The 19,291-nt window shown below is 54.5% G+C and carries 16 protein-coding genes; 13 read left to right on the plus strand and 3 right to left on the minus strand.

From position 1 onward, the window contains the following. Window positions 1–344: 344 nt before the first annotated feature. Window positions 345–1,436, plus strand: coding sequence for a 3-phosphoserine/phosphohydroxythreonine transaminase (gene serC, locus ABWQ15_RS05690; RefSeq protein ID WP_353907787.1), 1,092 nt, complete (start codon window positions 345–347; stop codon window positions 1,434–1,436). 115 nt (window positions 1,437–1,551) lie between these two features. After that, entirely contained in the window at window positions 1,552–2,457 is a 906-nt protein-coding gene (locus tag ABWQ15_RS05695) for an NAD(P)-dependent oxidoreductase (RefSeq protein WP_353907788.1), read from the plus strand. Window positions 2,458–2,597: 140 nt separating this feature from the next. Here the strand turns inward: ABWQ15_RS05695 and hydA are convergent, their stop codons facing one another. Then, a complete protein-coding gene (gene hydA, locus ABWQ15_RS05700) occupies window positions 2,598–3,974 on the minus strand; it encodes a dihydropyrimidinase (protein ID WP_353907789.1) in 1,377 nt (458 codons plus the stop codon). Between the two features lie 311 nt (window positions 3,975–4,285). Here hydA and ABWQ15_RS05705 point away from each other — a divergent pair, with 311 nt between their 5' ends. Next, window positions 4,286–6,475, plus strand: coding sequence for a 5'-nucleotidase C-terminal domain-containing protein (locus ABWQ15_RS05705; protein WP_353907790.1), 2,190 nt, complete (start codon window positions 4,286–4,288; stop codon window positions 6,473–6,475). Between the two features lie 150 nt (window positions 6,476–6,625). Here the strand turns inward: ABWQ15_RS05705 and ABWQ15_RS05710 are convergent, their stop codons facing one another. Next, window positions 6,626–6,823: an alpha/beta-type small acid-soluble spore protein gene (locus ABWQ15_RS05710; RefSeq protein WP_353907791.1), complete on the minus strand. Its 198-nt coding sequence runs from the start codon at window positions 6,821–6,823 to the stop codon at window positions 6,626–6,628. 1,049 nt (window positions 6,824–7,872) lie between these two features. Here ABWQ15_RS05710 and ABWQ15_RS05715 point away from each other — a divergent pair. The 5 genes from ABWQ15_RS05715 (at window position 7,873) to ABWQ15_RS05735 (ending at window position 11,965) form a co-directional block, all read left to right on the plus strand. Further along, complete coding sequence (locus tag ABWQ15_RS05715) at window positions 7,873–9,027, plus strand: aminotransferase class V-fold PLP-dependent enzyme (RefSeq protein ID WP_353907792.1); 1,155 nt, start codon at window positions 7,873–7,875, stop codon at window positions 9,025–9,027. Between the two features lie 134 nt (window positions 9,028–9,161). Beyond that, the gene (gene rpmE, locus ABWQ15_RS05720) at window positions 9,162–9,365 is read left to right on the plus strand and encodes a 50S ribosomal protein L31 (protein WP_014118554.1); all 204 of its coding nucleotides are present in this window, start codon (window positions 9,162–9,164) and stop codon (window positions 9,363–9,365) included. Between the two features lie 133 nt (window positions 9,366–9,498). Further along, on the plus strand, window positions 9,499–10,005 hold the full coding sequence (locus tag ABWQ15_RS05725; RefSeq protein WP_353907793.1) for a flavin reductase family protein: 507 nt from the start codon (window positions 9,499–9,501) through the stop codon (window positions 10,003–10,005). A 25-nt stretch (window positions 10,006–10,030) separates the two neighbouring features. Next, window positions 10,031–11,320, plus strand: a complete 1,290-nt coding sequence (gene hflX, locus ABWQ15_RS05730) for a GTPase HflX (protein ID WP_353907794.1) — start codon at window positions 10,031–10,033, stop codon at window positions 11,318–11,320. Window positions 11,321–11,329: 9 nt separating this feature from the next. Further along, a complete protein-coding gene (locus ABWQ15_RS05735; protein WP_353907795.1) occupies window positions 11,330–11,965 on the plus strand; it encodes an IMPACT family protein in 636 nt (211 codons plus the stop codon). Window positions 11,966–12,201: 236 nt separating this feature from the next. Here the strand turns inward: ABWQ15_RS05735 and ABWQ15_RS05740 are convergent, their stop codons facing one another. Next, a complete protein-coding gene (locus ABWQ15_RS05740; protein WP_353907796.1) occupies window positions 12,202–12,675 on the minus strand; it encodes a hypothetical protein in 474 nt (157 codons plus the stop codon). A 484-nt stretch (window positions 12,676–13,159) separates the two neighbouring features. Between ABWQ15_RS05740 and ABWQ15_RS05745 the strand changes: the two genes are divergently transcribed. The 5 genes from ABWQ15_RS05745 (at window position 13,160) to nspC (ending at window position 19,286) form a co-directional block, all read left to right on the plus strand. Then, on the plus strand, window positions 13,160–14,068 hold the full coding sequence (locus ABWQ15_RS05745) for a GerMN domain-containing protein (RefSeq protein ID WP_353907797.1): 909 nt from the start codon (window positions 13,160–13,162) through the stop codon (window positions 14,066–14,068). Between the two features lie 479 nt (window positions 14,069–14,547). Continuing rightward, on the plus strand, window positions 14,548–15,999 hold the full coding sequence (locus ABWQ15_RS05750) for an aminotransferase class I/II-fold pyridoxal phosphate-dependent enzyme (protein WP_353907798.1): 1,452 nt from the start codon (window positions 14,548–14,550) through the stop codon (window positions 15,997–15,999). 7 nt (window positions 16,000–16,006) lie between these two features. Continuing rightward, entirely contained in the window at window positions 16,007–16,870 is an 864-nt protein-coding gene (gene speE / locus ABWQ15_RS05755) for a polyamine aminopropyltransferase (protein WP_353907799.1), read from the plus strand. A gap of 32 nt (window positions 16,871–16,902) precedes the next feature. After that, window positions 16,903–18,162: a saccharopine dehydrogenase family protein gene (locus tag ABWQ15_RS05760; protein ID WP_353907800.1), complete on the plus strand. Its 1,260-nt coding sequence runs from the start codon at window positions 16,903–16,905 to the stop codon at window positions 18,160–18,162. After that, window positions 18,159–19,286 carry a carboxynorspermidine decarboxylase gene (gene nspC / locus ABWQ15_RS05765; protein WP_353907801.1) on the plus strand — a complete coding sequence of 376 codons (1,128 nt, stop codon included), beginning with the start codon at window positions 18,159–18,161 and terminating at the stop codon, window positions 19,284–19,286. Before ABWQ15_RS05760 ends, nspC begins: the two co-directional genes overlap by 4 nt. The last annotated feature ends 5 nt before the right edge of the window (window positions 19,287–19,291 follow it).

The raw sequence follows: 19,291 nt of genomic DNA on the forward strand, positions 1-19,291 counted from the left end.
TTCCCGCGGTCGCGCCGCGATAGGTCGGTGCCAATATGACTTATAGTATACAGGAATGTTCAGAAAATTTCAAGGATTTGGTCAAAAGTGCTTTAAAACAGGATACGCCTGTCCGTTGGAGCTTTATTTTCCGGAGATGACGCACATTCTGCGTGGAAGCCGTCTTTATGTATACGAATACGTAAACGTTTTTGGTCTTTTTAAATAAAAACATGATCTATATTTGGCTTACGTCAACTCCCTCTTTACGGTTGAATATCCCCTTGAGATGTCGTATACTGAATGTGAGAATGCAAACAAAACATTTGGGAACCTGACAAATTTATTGAACAATGGAGGATCAGATGATGAAATACGGACGTACCTATAACTTCTCCGCCGGCCCGGCCATGATGCCTGAGGAGGTTCTGGAGGAGATTGCAGCCGAAATGATGAACTACCGCGGCAGCGGCATGTGCGTCATGGAGATGAGCCACCGGTCCAAGACCTTCCAGACGATCTTTGACGAGGCTAAGGCCGATCTGAAGGAGCTGATGGGCATTCCCGACAATTATAAGATTCTGTTCGTGCAGGGCGGCGGCACGGTACAGTTCTCCATGGTGCCCATGAATCTGCTGAAAGGCGGCGTGGCTTGCTATGTGGAGACCGGCGCATGGTCCAAGAAGGCCATCAAGGAGGCTAAAAAGTTTGGCGAGGTAAAGGTTGTGGCCTCCTCCGCCGACAAAAATTTCTCTTATATCCCGGACTGCTCCAATCTGGACATTCCCGATAACGCGGACTATGTCTACATCTGTGAAAATGAGACCATCCACGGCCTGACCTATCACAAGCTGCCTGACACCAAGGGCCATGTGCTGGTGTCCGACCAGTCCTCCATGTTCCTGTCCCGGCCCTGCAACGTATCTGATTACGGACTGATCTGGGGCGGCGTACAAAAGAACGTGGGACCTGCGGGCATGTCCATCGTCATCATCCGGGAAGATCTGATCCGGGACGATCTGGATGACAAGCTGCCGATCTATCTGAGCTACAATACCCACGCCGACGCCGACTCCCTGTACAACACCCCCAACTGCTGGGCAATCTACTGCTGCGGCAAGGTCTTCAAGTACCTGCTGAAAAACGGCGGCCTTGCGGCCATGAACCAGCGCAACGAGGAAAAGGCCAAGGTGCTGTATGATTTCCTGGACCAGAGCAAGTTCTTCACCGGCGCGGTGGTGAAAGAAGACCGCTCTTTGATGAACGTGCCGTTCGTCACCCCCAGCAAGGAGCAGGACGCCGAAGTTGTGGCCGCCAGCAAGGCTGCGGGCTTTGATAATCTGAAGGGACACAAATCCGTGGGCGGTCTGCGCGCCTCCATCTACAACGCCATGCCCAAGGAAGGCGTTGAGGCACTGGTGGACTTCCTGGCGAAGTACGAGAAGGAGCATGCCTGAGCCATATTGGAACGGTTGAAACCTTCCATGCGTACCCATCCCCCAATGGGTAGTTTTTCCGACGGAATGGCGTCCCTGGGGTGCGCCGGAAAATCGATGAAAAGGGGAACCTGATATGAGAATTTTAGTTACTGACGGCATGGATGCCGGTGCAATAGAGAAACTGCGGCTGGACGGCTATGAGGTCGTCGAGCAGTTTTATGAGCCCGACCAGCTGGGTGCGGCCCTGCGGGATTTTGACATCGTGGTCATCCGCAGCGCCACCAAGATCAAGGAGCCGCAGATCGATGCCGCCAAGGGCAGCAGTCTGAAGCTCATCATCCGGGCCGGCGTCGGCGTGGACAACATCGCGGTGAAATACGCGGAGGCGGCGGGCATTCAGGTCACGAACACGCCCCGGGCCTCCTCCAACGCCGTGGCGGAGCTGGCCATCGCGCTGCTGTTCGCCTGCGCTCGGAATCTCTCCATCGCGGGCCACACCATGCGGGAGCAGAAATGGGAAAAGAAGGCCTATTCCAAAGGTTTTGAACTTCAGGGAAAGACCATCGGCGTGGTGGGCTATGGCCGTATCGGCCGCCTGATTGGCGACAAGGCTCAGGCGCTGGGCATGAACGTGCTGTCCTGTGTCCACCGCACCAAGCCCGAGGGCTGCGAGTGCGAAACGATGCACTTTGTCTCCATGGATGAGCTGCTGGCCCAGTCCGATATCATCGCCCTCAGCGCTCCCGCCGGGGAGAAGCCCATGGTGGATGCGCAGAGCCTCGCCAAGATGAAGGACGGCGTGGTCATCCTTAATACCTCCCGGGGGACCAATATCGACGAGGCCGCTTTGTTGGACGCGTTGAATTCCGGGAAGGTAAAAGCCGCGGGCCTGGACGTGTGGCTGAGCGAAAAGGAGCCCAACTGGGCGCTGGCCGCTCACCCGTCGGTAGCCTGCGCGCCCCACATCGGCGCGGGCACCAAAGAGGCCCAGAAGCGCATCGGCGCCGAGCTGGTAGATATCATCGAGCATTTCGCGTGATCTGAGCGGCTGAGGCCCGCCTTTAGAGGTCAATGTCAGCGCAGATTACTTTCCTAACAAAAACAGGGCGCCGTCGTTCATCACGACGGCGCCCTGAAGCGCTTTTTAAGCAACGTACCTTGTGGAGTATCCTTGCGGCATCAAAGGCTGTTCTTTCCCCGAACCATGTATTTCCCGCTGGGTTCCGCCACCAGAATCCTGCCAAGCTCCGCCATCAGTCTGCCCCGCAGATATACCTGTGCGATCCCGCCGGAGGTAACGAAGCCCTCGTAAGGACTGTATCCCGCCGCGCCAACGCAGTCTTCCGCCCGGATCACATGGCTGGCTCCCGGGTCGTAAACCACAATGTCCGCGTCGCTCCCCTGACGAATCACGCCCTTGCGGGGATACAGGCCGTACAGCTTCGCGACATTCTCGCTGAGCACCTGGCACATCGTCGGCAGGGCGATTTTCTTCTTCTCCACGCCATAGGAATAGATCAGCTCTCCCCGGGTCTCCACACCGGGAAGCCCGCCGGGAATCTTCGTGAAATCCTCCCGTCCGGCGTCCTTTTGCTCCAGCGTGAAGGAGCAGTGGTCGGTGGAAACGGTCTGGATCTGACCGCGCTTCAGTCCCCGCCACAAATACGCCTGCTCCGTTCTCTCCCTGATGGGCGGAGCACAGACATACCGTGCGGCGGCGGAATAGTCCTGATTGAAGTAAACGCTCTCGTCCAGCAGCAGATACTGAGGGCAGGTCTCCACATAGACCTTCTGTCCCCGCTTCCGGGCGGCCTCTACCTCGTTCAGTGCCTGGTGGTTCGTCAGGTGGACGATCACCACCGGGCAGTCCGCTGCCTGAGCAATGCGCAGCAGTCGGCCCACCGCCTCCGCCTCCAGACACGCGGGGCGGGTCCGGGGATGGGAGGCGGGTGACAGTTCCCCGGCGGCTTTTCTCTCGGCAATCATGGCATCGATCACTCCGGCGTTCTCGCAGTGGACGCCGCAGATCCCGCCCATTCGCCTGATGGATTTCAGAGCGCTGTAAACCGCCCCGTCGCCGATCATCATGGCGGGGTAGGTCAGATACATTTTAAAAGATGAAATCCCCGCAGCAAACATGGCCGGAAGCTCTGCCTCGATGGCAGGGTTCCAATCATCGATGGTCATGTGGAAACCATAGTCACAAAAGGCTCGCCCGTCGGCCTTCCTGTGCCAGAGATCCAAGCCGTATTGAAGGGATTCCCCCTTGTTTGGGCAGGCAAAATCGATCACCGTAGTAGTGCCGCCCCGGATAGCCGCGCGACTGCCGGATGTGAAATCGTCGGCGGTAGTGGTGTTGCACACGTCCAGATCGAAATGGGTGTGGGCGTCGATAAACCCAGGAAACAGGAGCATCCCCGTTACATCCATCACATTTCCGCCCGCGGCAGACAGTCCGCGGCCCACCTGTGCAATCTTCTCCCCGTCGATCAGCACGTCCGCCCTGCGCACACCCCGGCCAGACACCACGCTGCCGCCCTTTAGTAATGTTCTCATCGCAAATCCTCCCTTGCATCCTTGCGTTTATGCAGGTTCAGCATAGCACAGTTCTCCCCGGATTTCCAGCTGTCAAACGCCCGCCGAAGAGAAATATTTTTGCGGTGCGGCCCTTCCGTTTTATTAAAAATGGCAAAATTTTTGATATAGATATTTTTTGTATTTTTGTCCATTTCCCAAAACAGTTTAATTTTGGAAAATTTTACACTATTTTTATGTTATCTTCTTTATTTTTTATGCAGAGCAGTTTATACTAAAAATACTATAAAGTACGGAAAGCGCCGTGCTTTTGATTTTGAAGGAGGTAGAAGATGAAAAAGGTAATTTCCCTGTTGCTGGCTGCGGTCATGGCGATGTCTCTGACCACGGTCAGTTTTGCCGCCGATACTACGGCGGTGGACAAGGGCGACATCGTGGTTCTGTACACCAACGACGTCCACTGCGGCGTGGATGACAACATCGGCTACGCGGGCCTTGCCGCCTACAAAGCCGAAATGCAGAAGGCCACCGACTATGTGACTCTGGCCGATGTGGGCGATGCCGTGCAGGGCGCGGCTCTGGGCACGTTGTCCAAGGGCGAGTACATTGTGGACATCATGAATCAGATGGGCTATGACGTGGCTGTCCCCGGCAACCACGAATTTGACTATGGCATGGATCAGTTCCTGAACCTCTCCAAGGAAATGAAGTGTGGCTACGTCTGCTGCAACTTTATGGACCTGCGGACCAATAAGCCCGTGTTCGACGCCTACAAGATGATTACTTATGGCAATACCAAGGTGGCTTATGTGGGCATCGACACTCCCGAGTCCATCACCAAATCCACCCCCACCTATTTCCAGGATAATACCGGCAAGTATATCTATGGCTTCTGCAATGGCAACAATGGCAAGGAGCTGTACAACGCCGTGCAGTCCGCTGTGGACTCCGCCAAGGCCGCAGGCGCCAATTACGTCATCGCCGTGGGCCACTGCGGCATTGATGAGCAGAGCGCTCCCTGGCGTTCCACGGACATTATCGCCAACGTCTCCGGTCTGACCGCCTTCCTGGACGGCCATTCCCACAGCACCATTCCCTCACAGAAGGTCTCTGGCAAGGACGGCAAGACTGTTCTCCTGACCTCCACCGGCACCAAGCTGGCTGCCATCGGCAAGCTGGTTCTGAAGTCCAGCGGCGCTGTCACCACCGAACTGGTCACGGATTACACAGCCAAGAACCCCGCAATGGATACCTTCGTCAAGGGCATTCAGTCCAAGAACGAAGCCCTGCTGAATAAGGTCGTGGCCAAGACCTCCGTTGACCTGACCACCATAGAAGCCGACGGCAAGACCCGCGCCATCCGCAATCAGGAAACCAATTTGGGCGATCTGGTGGCCGACGCTTACCGTGACGTCGCAGGCGCCGATATCGCCATTGTCAACGGCGGCGGCATCCGGGCCGACATCAAAGCCGGCGACATCACCTATGGGCAGATCATCGCCGTCCATCCCTTTGGCAACGAGCTGCGGATGGTAGAAGCCACCGGCCAGCAGATTCTGGACGCACTGGAAATGTCCGCCCGCAGCACTCCTGATGAAAACGGCGGCTTCCTCCAGGTTTCTGGCTTGACCTACACCATCGACACCTCCATCCCCTCTACCGTCAAGACCGACGACAACAAGATGTTTGTCTCCGTCACCGGTGCGCGCCGCGTCAAGGACGTCAAGGTCGGCGGCGTGGCCATCGTGGCCACCAAAACCTATAAGCTGGCCTCTCACAACTACATGCTGGAGAGCGCGGGCGACGGTCTGAACATGTTCCAGAAGGATAAGTTTCTGGCCGTTCCCGCTATGCTGGATAACCAAATCCTGATCAACTTTATCACCGGTACGCTGAAGGGCACGGTCCCCGCTGAGTACACGAAAGCTCAGGGCCGTATCACCATTACCGGCGTGGTTATGCCTTACACCGACGTGGTCTCCGGTTCCTATTACTATGACGCAGTCCTTTTCTCCGAGAAGAACAGCCTGATTCCCGGCACCAGCGCCACCACCTTCAGTCCCAACGTCACCATGACCCGCGGCGATGTGGTCCTGGCTCTGTGGAATCTTGCCGGAAAGCCCGCCGCCAAAGCGACTCCCGCCTTTACCGACGTGGACTTTACCACCGATCTGGGCAAGGCTGTGGCCTGGGCCAATGAGAACAGCATCGTCAACGGTAAGACGGCGACTACCTTTGTCTCCGGCGATTCCGTAAACCGTCAACAGTTCGCGTCGTTTATGTTCCGTTATGCGGAGGCCCTGGGTTATAGTGTCAGCGTCGGCGGCAGTCTGGGCGCTTTCACAGACGCCAGTCAGGTCTCTTCCTACGCCACAAAAGCCATGGTCTGGGCCAACGGGAACAGTCTGGTAAACGGTTTCAGTGACAACACGGTTCGTCCTTTCGGCACTGCCACCCGCGGTCAGTCCGCGGCGATCATCTATCGCTTTGCCTCCACTCTGACCGCCTCTAAGGCCGCCTGAGTTTAAAATTCACAGCTTAAAAAGCGCGCCTGTTTGGATAAAGCAAACAGGCGGGCTTTTGTTTTTATCCGGGCTGAGCGCACAATTCTGTTTGAACAGCGCGGCTCCCGGCTTTTGCCGGGAGCCGCGCTTCTTGGTCCAGTGGAGAAGTTACAGAGACTTCTCGTAGGACTCAATCATCTTCTTGACCATCTGGCCGCCGACAGAACCAGCCTCACGAGAGGTCAGATCGCCATTGTAACCTTCCTTCAGGTTGACGCCAACCTCAGAAGCAGCCTCCATCTTGAACTTATCCATGGCCGCACGAGCCTCGGGCACGTTGATCTTGCTGTTACTATTGGAATACATAATCGTTTCTCCTTTTCTCAATCTTAAATTTATTTTATTTGTGGGTTATCTGGGTATCGCAAGCATAGTTTGACTCGAAAAATTAAGAATATGCCGGAATTTTGCCGGTAATATTTTGTAAAAGCTCAGGTAATGAATGATGCCCTGCCGCAAAATTCGCTGAGATTTGCATGTACACCGTTATTTTGGGCTGTATGCTTCCAATAATCTTTAAAATCAATTGATCTAAATTTTCGGCTTATTCTGCGGGATGCTTCGCTTTTTTGTCCTTACGTGGTACAATTAAAAAATGGTTAGGCGAAGGTCAATAAAAATTAGTATGCTCAATTTCAGTCTGGCATTTTTAAAATTTTCTGCGTTCAGGGGGCCTTTAAGGATTTTCAGACCGTCGACATCCTTACGCGCAGTTGGTCTTCGATCTGCCTCTCCTTCTGGTGGAAACCGACATGAGAGAACTAATCCGCCCTCTCTGCCATAAATTCAATACGATTGCCCGAGTCGCCAGATTTTCGGTATTCTGAATTACCTTCCCCTGAATTATGAGCAGCTTCAGGCTGCACTGACCCGGGTCATCAAGGAACTGCGCTTGGAAATCCACGCCTGCGAGCGTATTGATCTGTTTTTCAGTATCAGTGAAAGGGCCGCGTCCATCTCTCAGCTGGGCGAATGCCGGGAACAGGCGCAGCCTGCCATGGAGCAGCGACTCCTTCTGGAATAAGCCCCGTTTATCCTTTTCGAGGTCCCGGAGAATGACGCGCAGACAACGGGACCCTTTTCCACACATTCAGCACAGCGTCGCAGGAGAGCATTGCGGTATAAAGTGAGGACCAGCTTCGTTCCGCGGTCCAGTATCTGCTTCAGCTGGGGAAGGCTTATGTGCCCTGTAAAATCGCATAAAAAGGGGCGGAGCCATGTCATAAAGGTGAGGCTTCGTTCCTCAACATCCATCGGTCTTTTCAATACATACCACTCAACAATTTTATTCGCCGATTGAACCCTTCCCCCATTCATACTAAGATAACAATAACGATAATTTATGGAGGAACGACATGGATACAATTTATTTTGATAACGCCGCCACTTCGTTTCCCAAGGCCCCCGGCGTGGGGCGGGCAATGGCCGACCTGATTGAAAAGGGAGCCTTCAATATCAGCCGGGGCGGATACGAGCGGTCCTATGAACTGCTGGCCCAGGTGCTGGACGTTCGGGATCGGCTGAAACGGCTGTTTTCCGCGCCAAAGGAAACTTGCGTCTGCTTTACCGGTGGAGTCACCGCCGCGCTGAACCAGTTTTTGAAGGGAACACTCTCTCCCGGAGACCACGTGATCGTCTCCTCCATGGAGCACAATGCAGTGATGCGTCCTCTGTATACGCTGGCTCAGGCAGGCGTGGAGGTCAGCGCGGCCCAGTGCGCACCGGATGGAACGCTGGATCTGGAGACGGTCCGGGCCTGCTTTAAGAGCAACACAAAGGCGGTGCTCTGTACCCATGCCTCCAACGTCTGCGGCACAATCCTGCCCGTGGACGAGATCGGTACGCTCTGCCGGGAAAAGGGCGTCTGGTTCGCGTTGGACGCGGCTCAAACCGCCGGGATCTATCCCATCGACATGGAACGCATGAGCATTGATTTTCTGGCCTTCCCCGGTCACAAAAGTCTGCGGGGACCTCAGGGCGTGGGCGGTTTTCTGGTCACGCCGCAGTTGGCGGCGGCCATGCGTCCGGTGATTGAGGGCGGTACCGGCTCCCGTTCAGACTCCGAGGAACAGCCCGAATTCCTACCGGACAAGTTTGAGGGTGGTACCCTTCCCCTCCCCGCCATCATCGGCTTAAGGCAGGCGCTGCTGGCGCTTGAAAACGGTACGCAGGCGGTCTATCGGTATGAGATGGAGCTGACTTCTCAATTCTTGCATGGACTTTCTGGAATTCCAAGTGCAAAAGTCGCAGGCATTTCCGACCAAGCCCGACTGGCAGAGCGGCTGGGGGTCGTCAGTGTGGACTTTTCTCCATCGGACAACGCAGAGCTGGCCTATGCCCTGGAGCAGGAGGCCGGAGTCATGACCCGGGTGGGGCTGCACTGTGCTCCCCGTGCCCACAAAACGCTGGGTACCTTTCCTCAAGGCACGGTCCGATTCTCCTTCGGTCCGGAAAATACGGTGGAGGAAGTGGAACTCTGCCTGCGGGCCATCCGGAACATCCTGAAATAGCGGCGAGTATCTGTTTTTTACAAATATTCTTAAATAATCCTTGCAATACTCAAAAAACTGTGTTAGACTAACTTGTGCCTTTGTGAGAAGGCTTTTATCAGAATCAACAGGATCGAAAGAGGTGAACACGAGCAATGAAGGAAGGAATCCATCCCGATTATCAGCAGACTACTATTACTTGCGCCTGCGGTAATGTGATTGAGACAGGTTCTACCAAGAAGAATATCAAGGTGGAAGTCTGCTCTAAGTGTCACCCCTTCTTTACGGGCAAGCAGAAGCTGGTAGATACCGGCGGACGCGTGGCCAAGTTCAATAAGAAGTTCGGTCTGGACAAGTAAGTCCACTGACACGTTCACGAACCCCCGTATCCGTGAGGATACGGGGGTTTTTTGCGTATTCGCCCGCTTTACAATTTCCGGCGGAGCGGATATAATAATACCGCTATGTTCAACATAAAAGGAGACGATTGCCATGCGCCTGAAAGCTGTTAATCCCAAGGACCTTTCTTTGGAAACGCTCCGCCTGTTCACCGGGAGGACTCCTCTGCTGACCGCAGGGGACCGGACTGCCTGCAACACCATGACCATCGGTTGGGGCGGTCTGGGGGAACTCTGGCAGAAGCCAGTCTGTACGGTGTACGTGCGGCAGTCGCGTTATACCTTTCAATTTATGGAGTCACACGACTATTTCACCGTGTCCGTCCTTCCGGAAAGCCACCGAGACGTTCTGCTCCTGTGCGGAACCAAAAGTGGCCGGGATACGGACAAGATTTCATCCTGCGGCCTCACGGTATGCTATGGCGCCGGCAATGCCCCCTTTTTCGACGAGGCGGAGCTGGTGCTGGTGTGCCGCAAGCTGTACACACAGGACATGAATCAGGATTGTGTGATCGATCACGGCGCGGCAGCCCCCTTTTACAAGGAAGGCGACTGGCATCGGATGTATATTGGCGAGATCGTGGAGGCTTATCACGCATGACCGCCTGAAGCGGTGAAGGAGATTTATGCAGGAAACAAACGAAATTCGAGACAAAGTGGTACTGGTGGGGCTGAACTCACCGGTACTAAATAAGGAAGGTAATGCCGACGAGTCCACCATGGAGGAGCTGTCCGCTCTGGTGGAGACCGCCGGTGGAGAAACAGAGGGCATCATCATTCAAAACCGGGAAAAGCCCGACCCCCGTACCTTTATCGGCGAGGGTAAGGTGGCTGAGGTGCAGCTCTACTGTGAAAATGTGGGAGCCACCATGGTCATCTTCGACAACGACCTGTCCCCCTCTCAGCAGCGGGTTCTGACAGAGATTCTGGGTATTCAGGTTCTGGACCGCTGCGGGTTGATTCTGGACATTTTTGCCCAGCGTGCCAAGACAAAGGAAGGCCGCTTACAGGTGGAGCTGGCGGAATATCAGTACCTTCTCCCCCGCCTGACCGGCATGTGGACCCATCTGGAGCGGCAGGGCGGCACCAGCGGCAATGGCGCCATCGGTTCCAAGGGCCCCGGCGAGACGCAACTGGAAACAGACCGGCGGCTGATCCACAAAAAGATCGACAAGCTCCGTGCCGACCTGGACGACGTACGCCGGGTCCGTGGTACCCAACGCCAGCAGCGGCGAAAAAATGAGATTCCCGTAGTGGCGATCGTGGGCTACACCAACGCCGGCAAATCCACGCTGCTGAATCAACTCACCGGCGCGTCCATTCCCGCCAACAACCGCCTGTTTGACACGCTGGACACCACCAGCCGGCTTTTGACGGTCAGCGATACACTGGACGTGATTCTCAGCGACACCGTCGGCTTTATCCGCAAGCTCCCCCACCATCTGGTGGAAGCGTTCAAGGCAACGCTGGAGGAGCTGGAATACGCGGACCTTCTGCTCCATGTCATCGACGTGTCCAACCCCGAATGGCAGCAGCAGGCTCAGGTGGTGGAGGACCTGATTGCGGAACTGGGGGCCAGTGACCTTCCACGCATTGAGGTTTTTAACAAGAGCGACCTATCGGGCGGCGAAATCCTGCCCCGCGGGGCGGATATGGTAACCATCTCCGCCAAAACCGGCGAGGGCGTGCCGGAGCTTTTGCAGCTGATTGACCAGCGGCTTGATAAGGGCGCCCGACGGGTGATCATCCACCTGCCTTATGACAAGGGCGGGCTCCTGGACATTTTATATCGGGATGCAAAGGTGGAAAAGGTGGACTACGCGCAGACCATCGACGTCACCGCCGTGTGCGCTCCCCGGGTTCTGGGGCAGGTAGCTCCTTACGTGCGGGAGGCGGAGAGCCCCCATGACAATTAGAGGAGTGGCATGAGCGGATACTTGGTACCCTTTGAGGACGCCGAAAGCGAATTCACGGAAAAACGCTCCCGCTTCATCAGCCATATCTGGCGGGTGGAAAACGAGGCAGAGGCCCGCGCCCGCATTGAGGAAACAAAAAAGCAATACTACGACGCCCGTCACAACTGTTGGTGCTATTTGCTCCGGGAGGGCGGCGCGGTGCGTTACGCCGACGACGGCGAGCCTCAGGGCACAGCGGGTCAGCCCATGCTGAATGTGTTTCAGCGGGAGGAAGTCACCCATGTGTGCTGCGTGGTCACCCGCTATTTCGGCGGTGTGCTGCTGGGAGCCGGTGGGCTGACCCGGGCCTATGCCAGAGGTGCGAAGGATGCACTGGATGCCTCCGGAGTCAGCCGTGTGAGCCTGTGGACGCTGTGGGACGTGCCCTGCACCTATCCCCTGCTGGAGCGGGTTAAGCTAGAATTGGCAGCTATCGGAGGCGTTGTTGAACGCGCGGACTACGGCGCTGACATCTCGCTTCTTGCCGCATTCCCCCAGGGCGGCGCGGAGCTGTTCGCCCCCCGTCTGACAGAACTCTCAGCCGGGGCTCTGTCCATGGCAAAACGGGGCGAGGACTTCCGTCCCGGCCCCCGGGAGACGCGATAAGTCTTCTTCGGCGGCTCTCCGCTGCGATATGGTCTGCCGCTCCGCAAAATTCCCTACTCCGAGCCGGACCTGTCTTCTTCGCTCTCGGTTAGGGCAGGCAATTATACAGCAAAAAGGAAAGAAACACACGCGTGTTTCTTTCCTTTTTAATCCTTGGGTCAAAGACGATGCTTCCTGTATGACTCTTTGCCGCAAGTCCGGTACAGCAGCCGCAGGCGAAACGCTGCCGTAGGCGATTAGATGTCGCACTCCCTTGTACGCCAAGCGATCTCGACCTCCAGATCTCTTTTCAACTTGGCGTTCTCTGCGACGAGGTCGTCATAATGGCGGCTCTGTACGTAATATTTGACAAAACTGAAGGTGGCCTCCTGAAACTCTTCTTCCGTATACTGCGGCAGGAGGGAGCCGTTGAACCGCTTAAGTCCCTGCACGGAGATCACCACGAGACGTCGGTTCTTTTCCGAGAGATGAATGATCTTCAGGTTTTCCGGAATTTCCAGCTTCAAATCGTAAATTTCGTTGATCTCTTTCAGCAGCTTGCGCTGTTCCGGCTTGGCCGAGACAATCACGCCGTATTTTTCAAACAGCTCCTTTAAGTAGTCGACCGACACTTCCTCTCTGGTAATGGTCCCCTTTCCAATTCCGGAGAACATCGTATTGGACAGGGAAAAGCTGACAAATACCTCTTTGCCCGTTTGCGGATAGCTCATGATTGTTTACCTCCCGACATATTCTTGTTTTTGCTGGGATCGAATTTCGGTTTGCCCCAGTGCTATTATATCACACAATACGCAAAAGTAAAATTATTATTACGCAATGTTGCGCAATTTATATTGCATATTTGTCAGGATTGATTCGGGCCGGAAATAAATTTGCACCTCCGATCAGTGGCACATCCTCCGCTTTGTTAACGGTCAGTACCTCTGCAGCCAAACAGTTTTTTCGTTCTATATGCACTATACATAAAAACAGAATTGCCACACAGAATAATCGAGAACCATATTTTTCTTATTAATGTAGAATTGATTGTGTGCACGGAATAGGGGGTCACCGATGAAACATGCAGCAAAATTTTTCGCTGTCTTTTGTCTTTTACTTGCTTTGTCCGGCTGTCGAAGCGGATCTACTTCTGCGCCAAACACATCGTCGAATACGAATAAGCCCGAGGAATTGAAAGCAAGCGACTATTTTCCAATGGTGGAGAACACAAGATACGTATATCAGGGCGAGGGAAACGAGTACGCCTTCTATGACGCTTATCCTGATTTCACTTCGAAAAATCAGATACAGCTGAGGATTGACAACGGCGGCACCATTCTAACAATGGTGATTGCTCTCTCTGACGGAAAACTGGTTCAGACCTATTCAAGCGGCGAGACATATGATCGGGAAAATGACTTAAATAAGACCGGTGAAGAAGAGGTCCTGCTGGCAGAACCGATCGTCAGGGGCACTGCCTGGACATTGAAAGACGGGAGTACCCGAACGATCACCGACACTTCCGCTTCCGTTTCCACCCCTTCCGTAGATTATGACGCGCTTGAAGTTACAACCCAAGGAGCAAACGGCACAACCATTCAGTATTACGCCAAGGCGATTGGCCTGATTAAAATTGTCTATGGGTCGGGAGAATCTCAGATTTCCTCCACGCTCAGTTCCGTTGAAAAAGATGTGCCTCTGACGCAAAACGTTCGGTTTTTCTACCCCAATGTTGACCAGGATAAGATTTATTATAAGGAAAAAAAGATCAATTTTTATACAAATGATGTCACAAAAGACGTAATTGCGAAGGCTTATCGGGAAGTTCCCAACGGGGCCGCAAACGTCTTTTCCGAAAACACAGAGATCAACAGCTTGTTCCTGAATGACGACGGCAGCGTCTCTCTGGACCTGAACCAGGCGTTTTTAACAGAGATGAATGCCGGGTCCGGGTATGAGTCCGCGATTCTTAAATGCCTGGCAAATACCTTTGGGGATTACTATCATACGGATAAAGTGATATTGACAATTGAGGGCAGCCCCTATTCATCCGGGCATTTTAAATTTAAAGAGGGCGAATTTTTGCAGGCTGATCTGAGCAATGCGGAGCAGCTTTCAAAATAGGCATCGCGGTGGGAATCAAATGAGTAAGCCGCCGGGAACAGAGGCATCCGGAATGCAAAGGGGAATTCTGTTTTTTCTTGACAGAAGAGAACAAAAATGTTAAAATTCTCAGCAAGATCTTTTTGTGAATTCTCGCAAAAAGAAGCAGACCAATCTTCTGCTAAGCTGAAGATAAGCCCTTACGGACAGGCGGGTCGGTTGCCGGGCGGTATAATCCGCATTATTGATTGAGTTAGAAGCTCAAATTTTATAAGTTGATTACTTTATAATCGAGCCTGCGGGCAATCATCTTGTGAAACGGTCAATAAAAGAGTAGCAGCCGATTCTTTGCGGAACCGCTCAAATCTTTGCCATACGAAACTTGGTCGCATGTTACTATGCGATCTTATTCGTTAGGCTTTTCTATTGATTGTTTTGACCGCAGATGACATTGTCATCTGCGGTTTTGTTTTGTGCCGGGCGTCAGAAAGGAGAAAACCATGGATTTGGAACGTCAGAAATCAGCCCCCATCTGCCAGGCTTTGGAGCAATTCCAGCGGCGGCGGGTTGTTCCTTTCGATGTGCCAGGCCATAAGAGAGGCCGAGGCAACCCGGAGCTTGCCGAACTGCTGGGGCAAAAGTGTGTGGGGTTGGATGTAAACTCTATGAAGCCGCTGGACAATCTCTGCAATCCGGTGTCTGTGATCCGGGAGGCAGAGGAATTGGCTGCCGATGCTTTCGGCGCGGCTCACGCTTTTTTTATGGTGGGCGGCACCACCAGTTCGGTACAGAGCATGGTCCTCTCAGTATGCAGGGCGGGAGAGAAGATCATCCTGCCCCGCAATGTTCACAAGAGCGTTATCAACGCGCTGATTCTCTGCGGCGGGATTCCTGTCTATGTAAAACCGGAGATTCATCCCCATATCGGGGTGGCGCTGGGAATGGAAGTTGCCTCCGTGGAAGCTGCCATCCGGGAAAACCCGGACGCGGTAGCGGTATTGGTCAATAATCCCACCTATTATGGCATCTGTTCTGACCTGAAAGCCATTACGCAGCTAGCCCATGCCCACGGGATGAAGATGCTGGTCGATGAAGCGCATGGCACGCATCTCAGTTTCGGCGACGATCTGCCTGCCTCCGCTATGTCGGTGGGGGCGGATATGGCTGCCGTATCCATGCACAAGTCCGGCGGAAGCCTGACTCAAAGCTCTCTTCTCCTCCTTGGCAAAGAGATGGATGTCGGCCACGTCCGCAAGATCATCAATCTCACCCAGACCACCAGCGCATCCTATCTGCTTCTCTCCAGTCTGGATATCTCCCGCCGAAACCTGGCGCTTCGGGGCCGGGAATCCTTTGCCAAGGTAGTCCGGATGGCCGAATATGCCCGATCCGAAATCAACGGGATCAGCGGATATTACGCCTATGGGCGGGAGCTAATTGACGGTGTCAGCGTCTGTGACTACGATGTGACCAAATTATCCGTCTTTACTCAGGGTATCGGACTGACAGGCATTGAAGTCTACGACCTGCTCCGGGACGAGTATGATATTCAGATTGAATTTGGCGATATCGGGAACATTCTGGCCTATATTTCCATTGGTGACCGCATTCAGGATATTGAGCGGCTTGTGGGCGCCTTGGAGGACATCGAACGGCTGTATGCAAAAGAGGGCTCCAGCCTGTATTTCGGAGATTTTGTTCAGCCGGAAGTGGTCTATTCCCCGCAGAAACCCTTTTATGCCGAAAAGGAACCTCTGCCCATTCGCCGGACGGCGGGCCGGGTTACCGGCGAGTTCGTCATGTGCTATCCGCCGGGAATCCCGATCCTGGCACCCGGCGAACGGGTCACCGAAGAGATCATTGAGCACATCCTTTTTGCCCGTGAGAAGGGCTGCTCGCTTCAGGGAACTGCCGATCCCGGAGTGGATTATCTCCAAGTGATTAAGGAGTGACAGCGCGATGGATATGTGGATTTATACCGCAAACGGTCAGATCAGCATGCGGGTCAGCCGGGAGCTCTATTCTGCGGAGAGCGAATACCAGAAGATCGAGGTCTTTGAGTCTCCGGATTACGGCCGGCTGCTTGCTCTGGACGGAGATGTGATTTTTTCCTCCGCGGACGAGTTCATTTATAACGAAATGGTGGCTCATGTACCCATGGCGGTGCATCCCCATGTCAAAAATGTTCTAATCATCGGCGGCGGAGACGGCGGTGTGGCCCGGGAGTTTACGGCATACCCCGAAATCGAGACCATCGACGTGGTGGAGCCGGACGAGATGTTTGTTCAGGTCAGCCGGGAATTTTTCCCGGAGGCCGCCAGGAGCTTTGAAAATCCGAAAGTCAACATTATCTATCAGGACGGTCTTCGTTTTCTGCGCGGGCGGAAGTCAGAGTATGACATCATCATCAACGACTCCACCGACCCGTTTGGCCATACGGAAGGGCTGTTCACCAAGGAGTTTTACGGAAGCTGCTACCGTGTCCTGCGGGATGACGGGATCATGATCTATCAGCACGGAAGCCCGTTTTTCGACGAGGACGAGACCGCTTTCCGGGCAATGCACCGAAAAGTATACCAGAGCTTTCCCATCAGCCGCGTTTATCAGGCCCACATTCCGACCTGCCCTTCGGGTTACTGGATGTTCGGTTTTGCCTCCAAGAAGTATCATCCGATTAATGACTTTGATCCTGCCCGCTGGAATGCCCGCGGCATTAAGACCTGGTACTATACCACCAATCTGCACCTGGGCGCCTTTCTGTTGCCAAAATATGTGGAGGACCTGCTGGTCGAGGCGGAAAACGCGGTCGATAAGGCCCGTTAAATTTAAAAGAATTTTGATAGGAGGGACTTTCGATGTCCAGACTCTTAGTCATCGGCTGCGGCGGCGTTGCGTCCGTCGCCATTCACAAATGCTGCCAAAATAGCGAGGTATTCACCGAGTTATGCATTGCCAGCCGCACCATTTCCAAATGCAACGAGCTGAAAGAAAAGCTCACCGGCAAGACTGCCACAAGGATCACCACGGCTCAGGTGGACGCGGCGGATGTCCCCGCCCTGACGGCCCTCATCCGGGAATATCAGCCGGACGCCGTTTTGAACGTAGCCCTGCCGTATCAGGACCTCACCATTATGGACGCCTGCCTTGCCGCAGGTGTGCACTATATCGATACCGCCAACTTTGAGGCAGAGAATACGGATGACCCCGAATGGCGGGCCGTATATGAAAAGCGCTGCAAGGAGTTGGGCTTTTCTGCCTATTTTGACTACTCCTGGCAGTGGGACTATCAGGAAAAATTCCAGCAGGCCGGCCTCACCGCCCTACTGGGCTCCGGCTTTGATCCCGGCGTCACCAGTGTATTCACCGCCTATGCCCTGAAGCACTACTTTGACGAGATCCACACCATTGACATTCTGGACTGCAACGGCGGCGACCATGGCTACCCCTTTGCCACCAACTTTAACCCGGAGATCAACCTGCGGGAGGTTTCCGCCCCCGGCTCCTATTGGGAAAACGGAAAGTGGGTGGAAGTTCCGGCGGTGTCCATTAAGCGGGAGTACAGCTTCCCTGAGGTGGGCAAAAAGGATATGTATCTGCTCCATCACGAGGAAATCGAATCCCTGGCAAAGAATATCCCGGGTGTCCGCCGCATCCGATTTTTCATGACGTTTGGCCAGAGCTATCTGACCCACATGAAGTGCCTTGAAAATGTGGGCATGCTGTCCACAACTCCGGTGGACTTTCAGGGACAGCAGATTGTGCCTATCCAGTTTTTGAAGGTATTGCTGCCGGACCCCGCCTCTCTTGGCCCCCGCACTGTTGGCAAGACCAACATCGGCTGCATTTTTACCGGTGTGAAGGACGGAAAAGAAAAGACGATCTATATTTACAATGTCTGCGACCATCAGGCGTGCTACCGGGAGGTGGGCAGTCAGGCCATCTCCTATACCACCGGCGTACCCGCTATGATCGGCGCGATGCTGGTGGCGGACGGCCAATGGAGGAAGCCCGGCGTGTTCAATGTGGAGGAGTTTGACCCCGATCCCTTTATGGACGCCCTGACCCAGTGGGGACTTCCCTGGGTCGTGGACGAGCATCCGGAGACGGTCGAGTGAGCGGATTCGATCAATTGCCCACGCCCTGCTATGTGGTGGACGAAGGGCAGCTGCGTCGAAATCTGGAGCTGCTGCAAACCGTTCAGCGGGATACGGGCTGTAAGATTCTGCTGGCCCAAAAGGCGTTTTCCATGTACGCCGAGTACCCCCTCATCCGCCGATACCTCGCCGGGACCACTGCCAGCAGCCTTTTTGAAGCCCGGCTGGGCGCCACCGAGATGGGCGGGGAGACCCACATTTTCTCTCCCGCCTATCGGGAGGGGGACTTTGACGAAGTTGCGGATCTTTGCAGCCACATCGTCTTCAATTCCTTTGCTCAGCTGGAAAAGTACCGTTCCCGCTGCTGCGGCGTCAGCATTGGGCTTCGTATTAACCCGGAATGTTCTACGCAGGAATCCCATGCCATCTATGACCCCTGCGCGCCCGGCTCTCGGCTGGGCGTCACCGCCGATCAAATCAGTCCGGACAAGCTGGATGGGGTGGATGGACTTCATTTTCATACTCTTTGCGAGCAGGATGCCGATGCGCTGGCCGTGACACTGGAGGCGGTGGAGCAAAAATTTGGAACGGCTCTCCACCGGATGAACTGGCTGAATCTGGGCGGCGGGCATCATATCACCCGTCCGGGCTATCAGATCGATCTGCTGAAGAAGTGCATCCGTCATGTACAGGATACCTACGGAGTGCAGGTCTATCTGGAGCCGGGAGAGGCCGTTGCCCTCAATGCCGGATACCTGATCACCGAGGTGCTGGACATCGTGGAAAACGGCGGCGTTACGACGCTGATTCTGGATACCTCCGCCGCCTGTCATATGCCGGATGTGCTGGAGATGCCCTACCGGCCGCCGCTGCGGGACTCGGGGAAGCCCGGGGAAAAAGCTTATTCTTACCGGCTCTCCTCCTGTACCTGTCTGGCGGGTGACGTGATCGGCGACTACTCCTTTGACCGGCCTGTTGAGATTGGTCAAAGGCTGTGCTTTGAGGACATGGCGATCTACTCCATGGTGAAAAACAATACCTTCAACGGGATTCCGCTGCCTGCCATCGCCGCCATGGATCCAGACGGCAGCTGCCGTATCATCAAGAAATTCAGCTATGAGGATTTTAAATCCCGGCTTTCCTGAGGTGC

This window comes from Oscillibacter sp., assembly GCF_040505565.1.
Taxonomy (GTDB): Bacteria; Bacillota; Clostridia; order Oscillospirales; family Oscillospiraceae; genus Oscillibacter.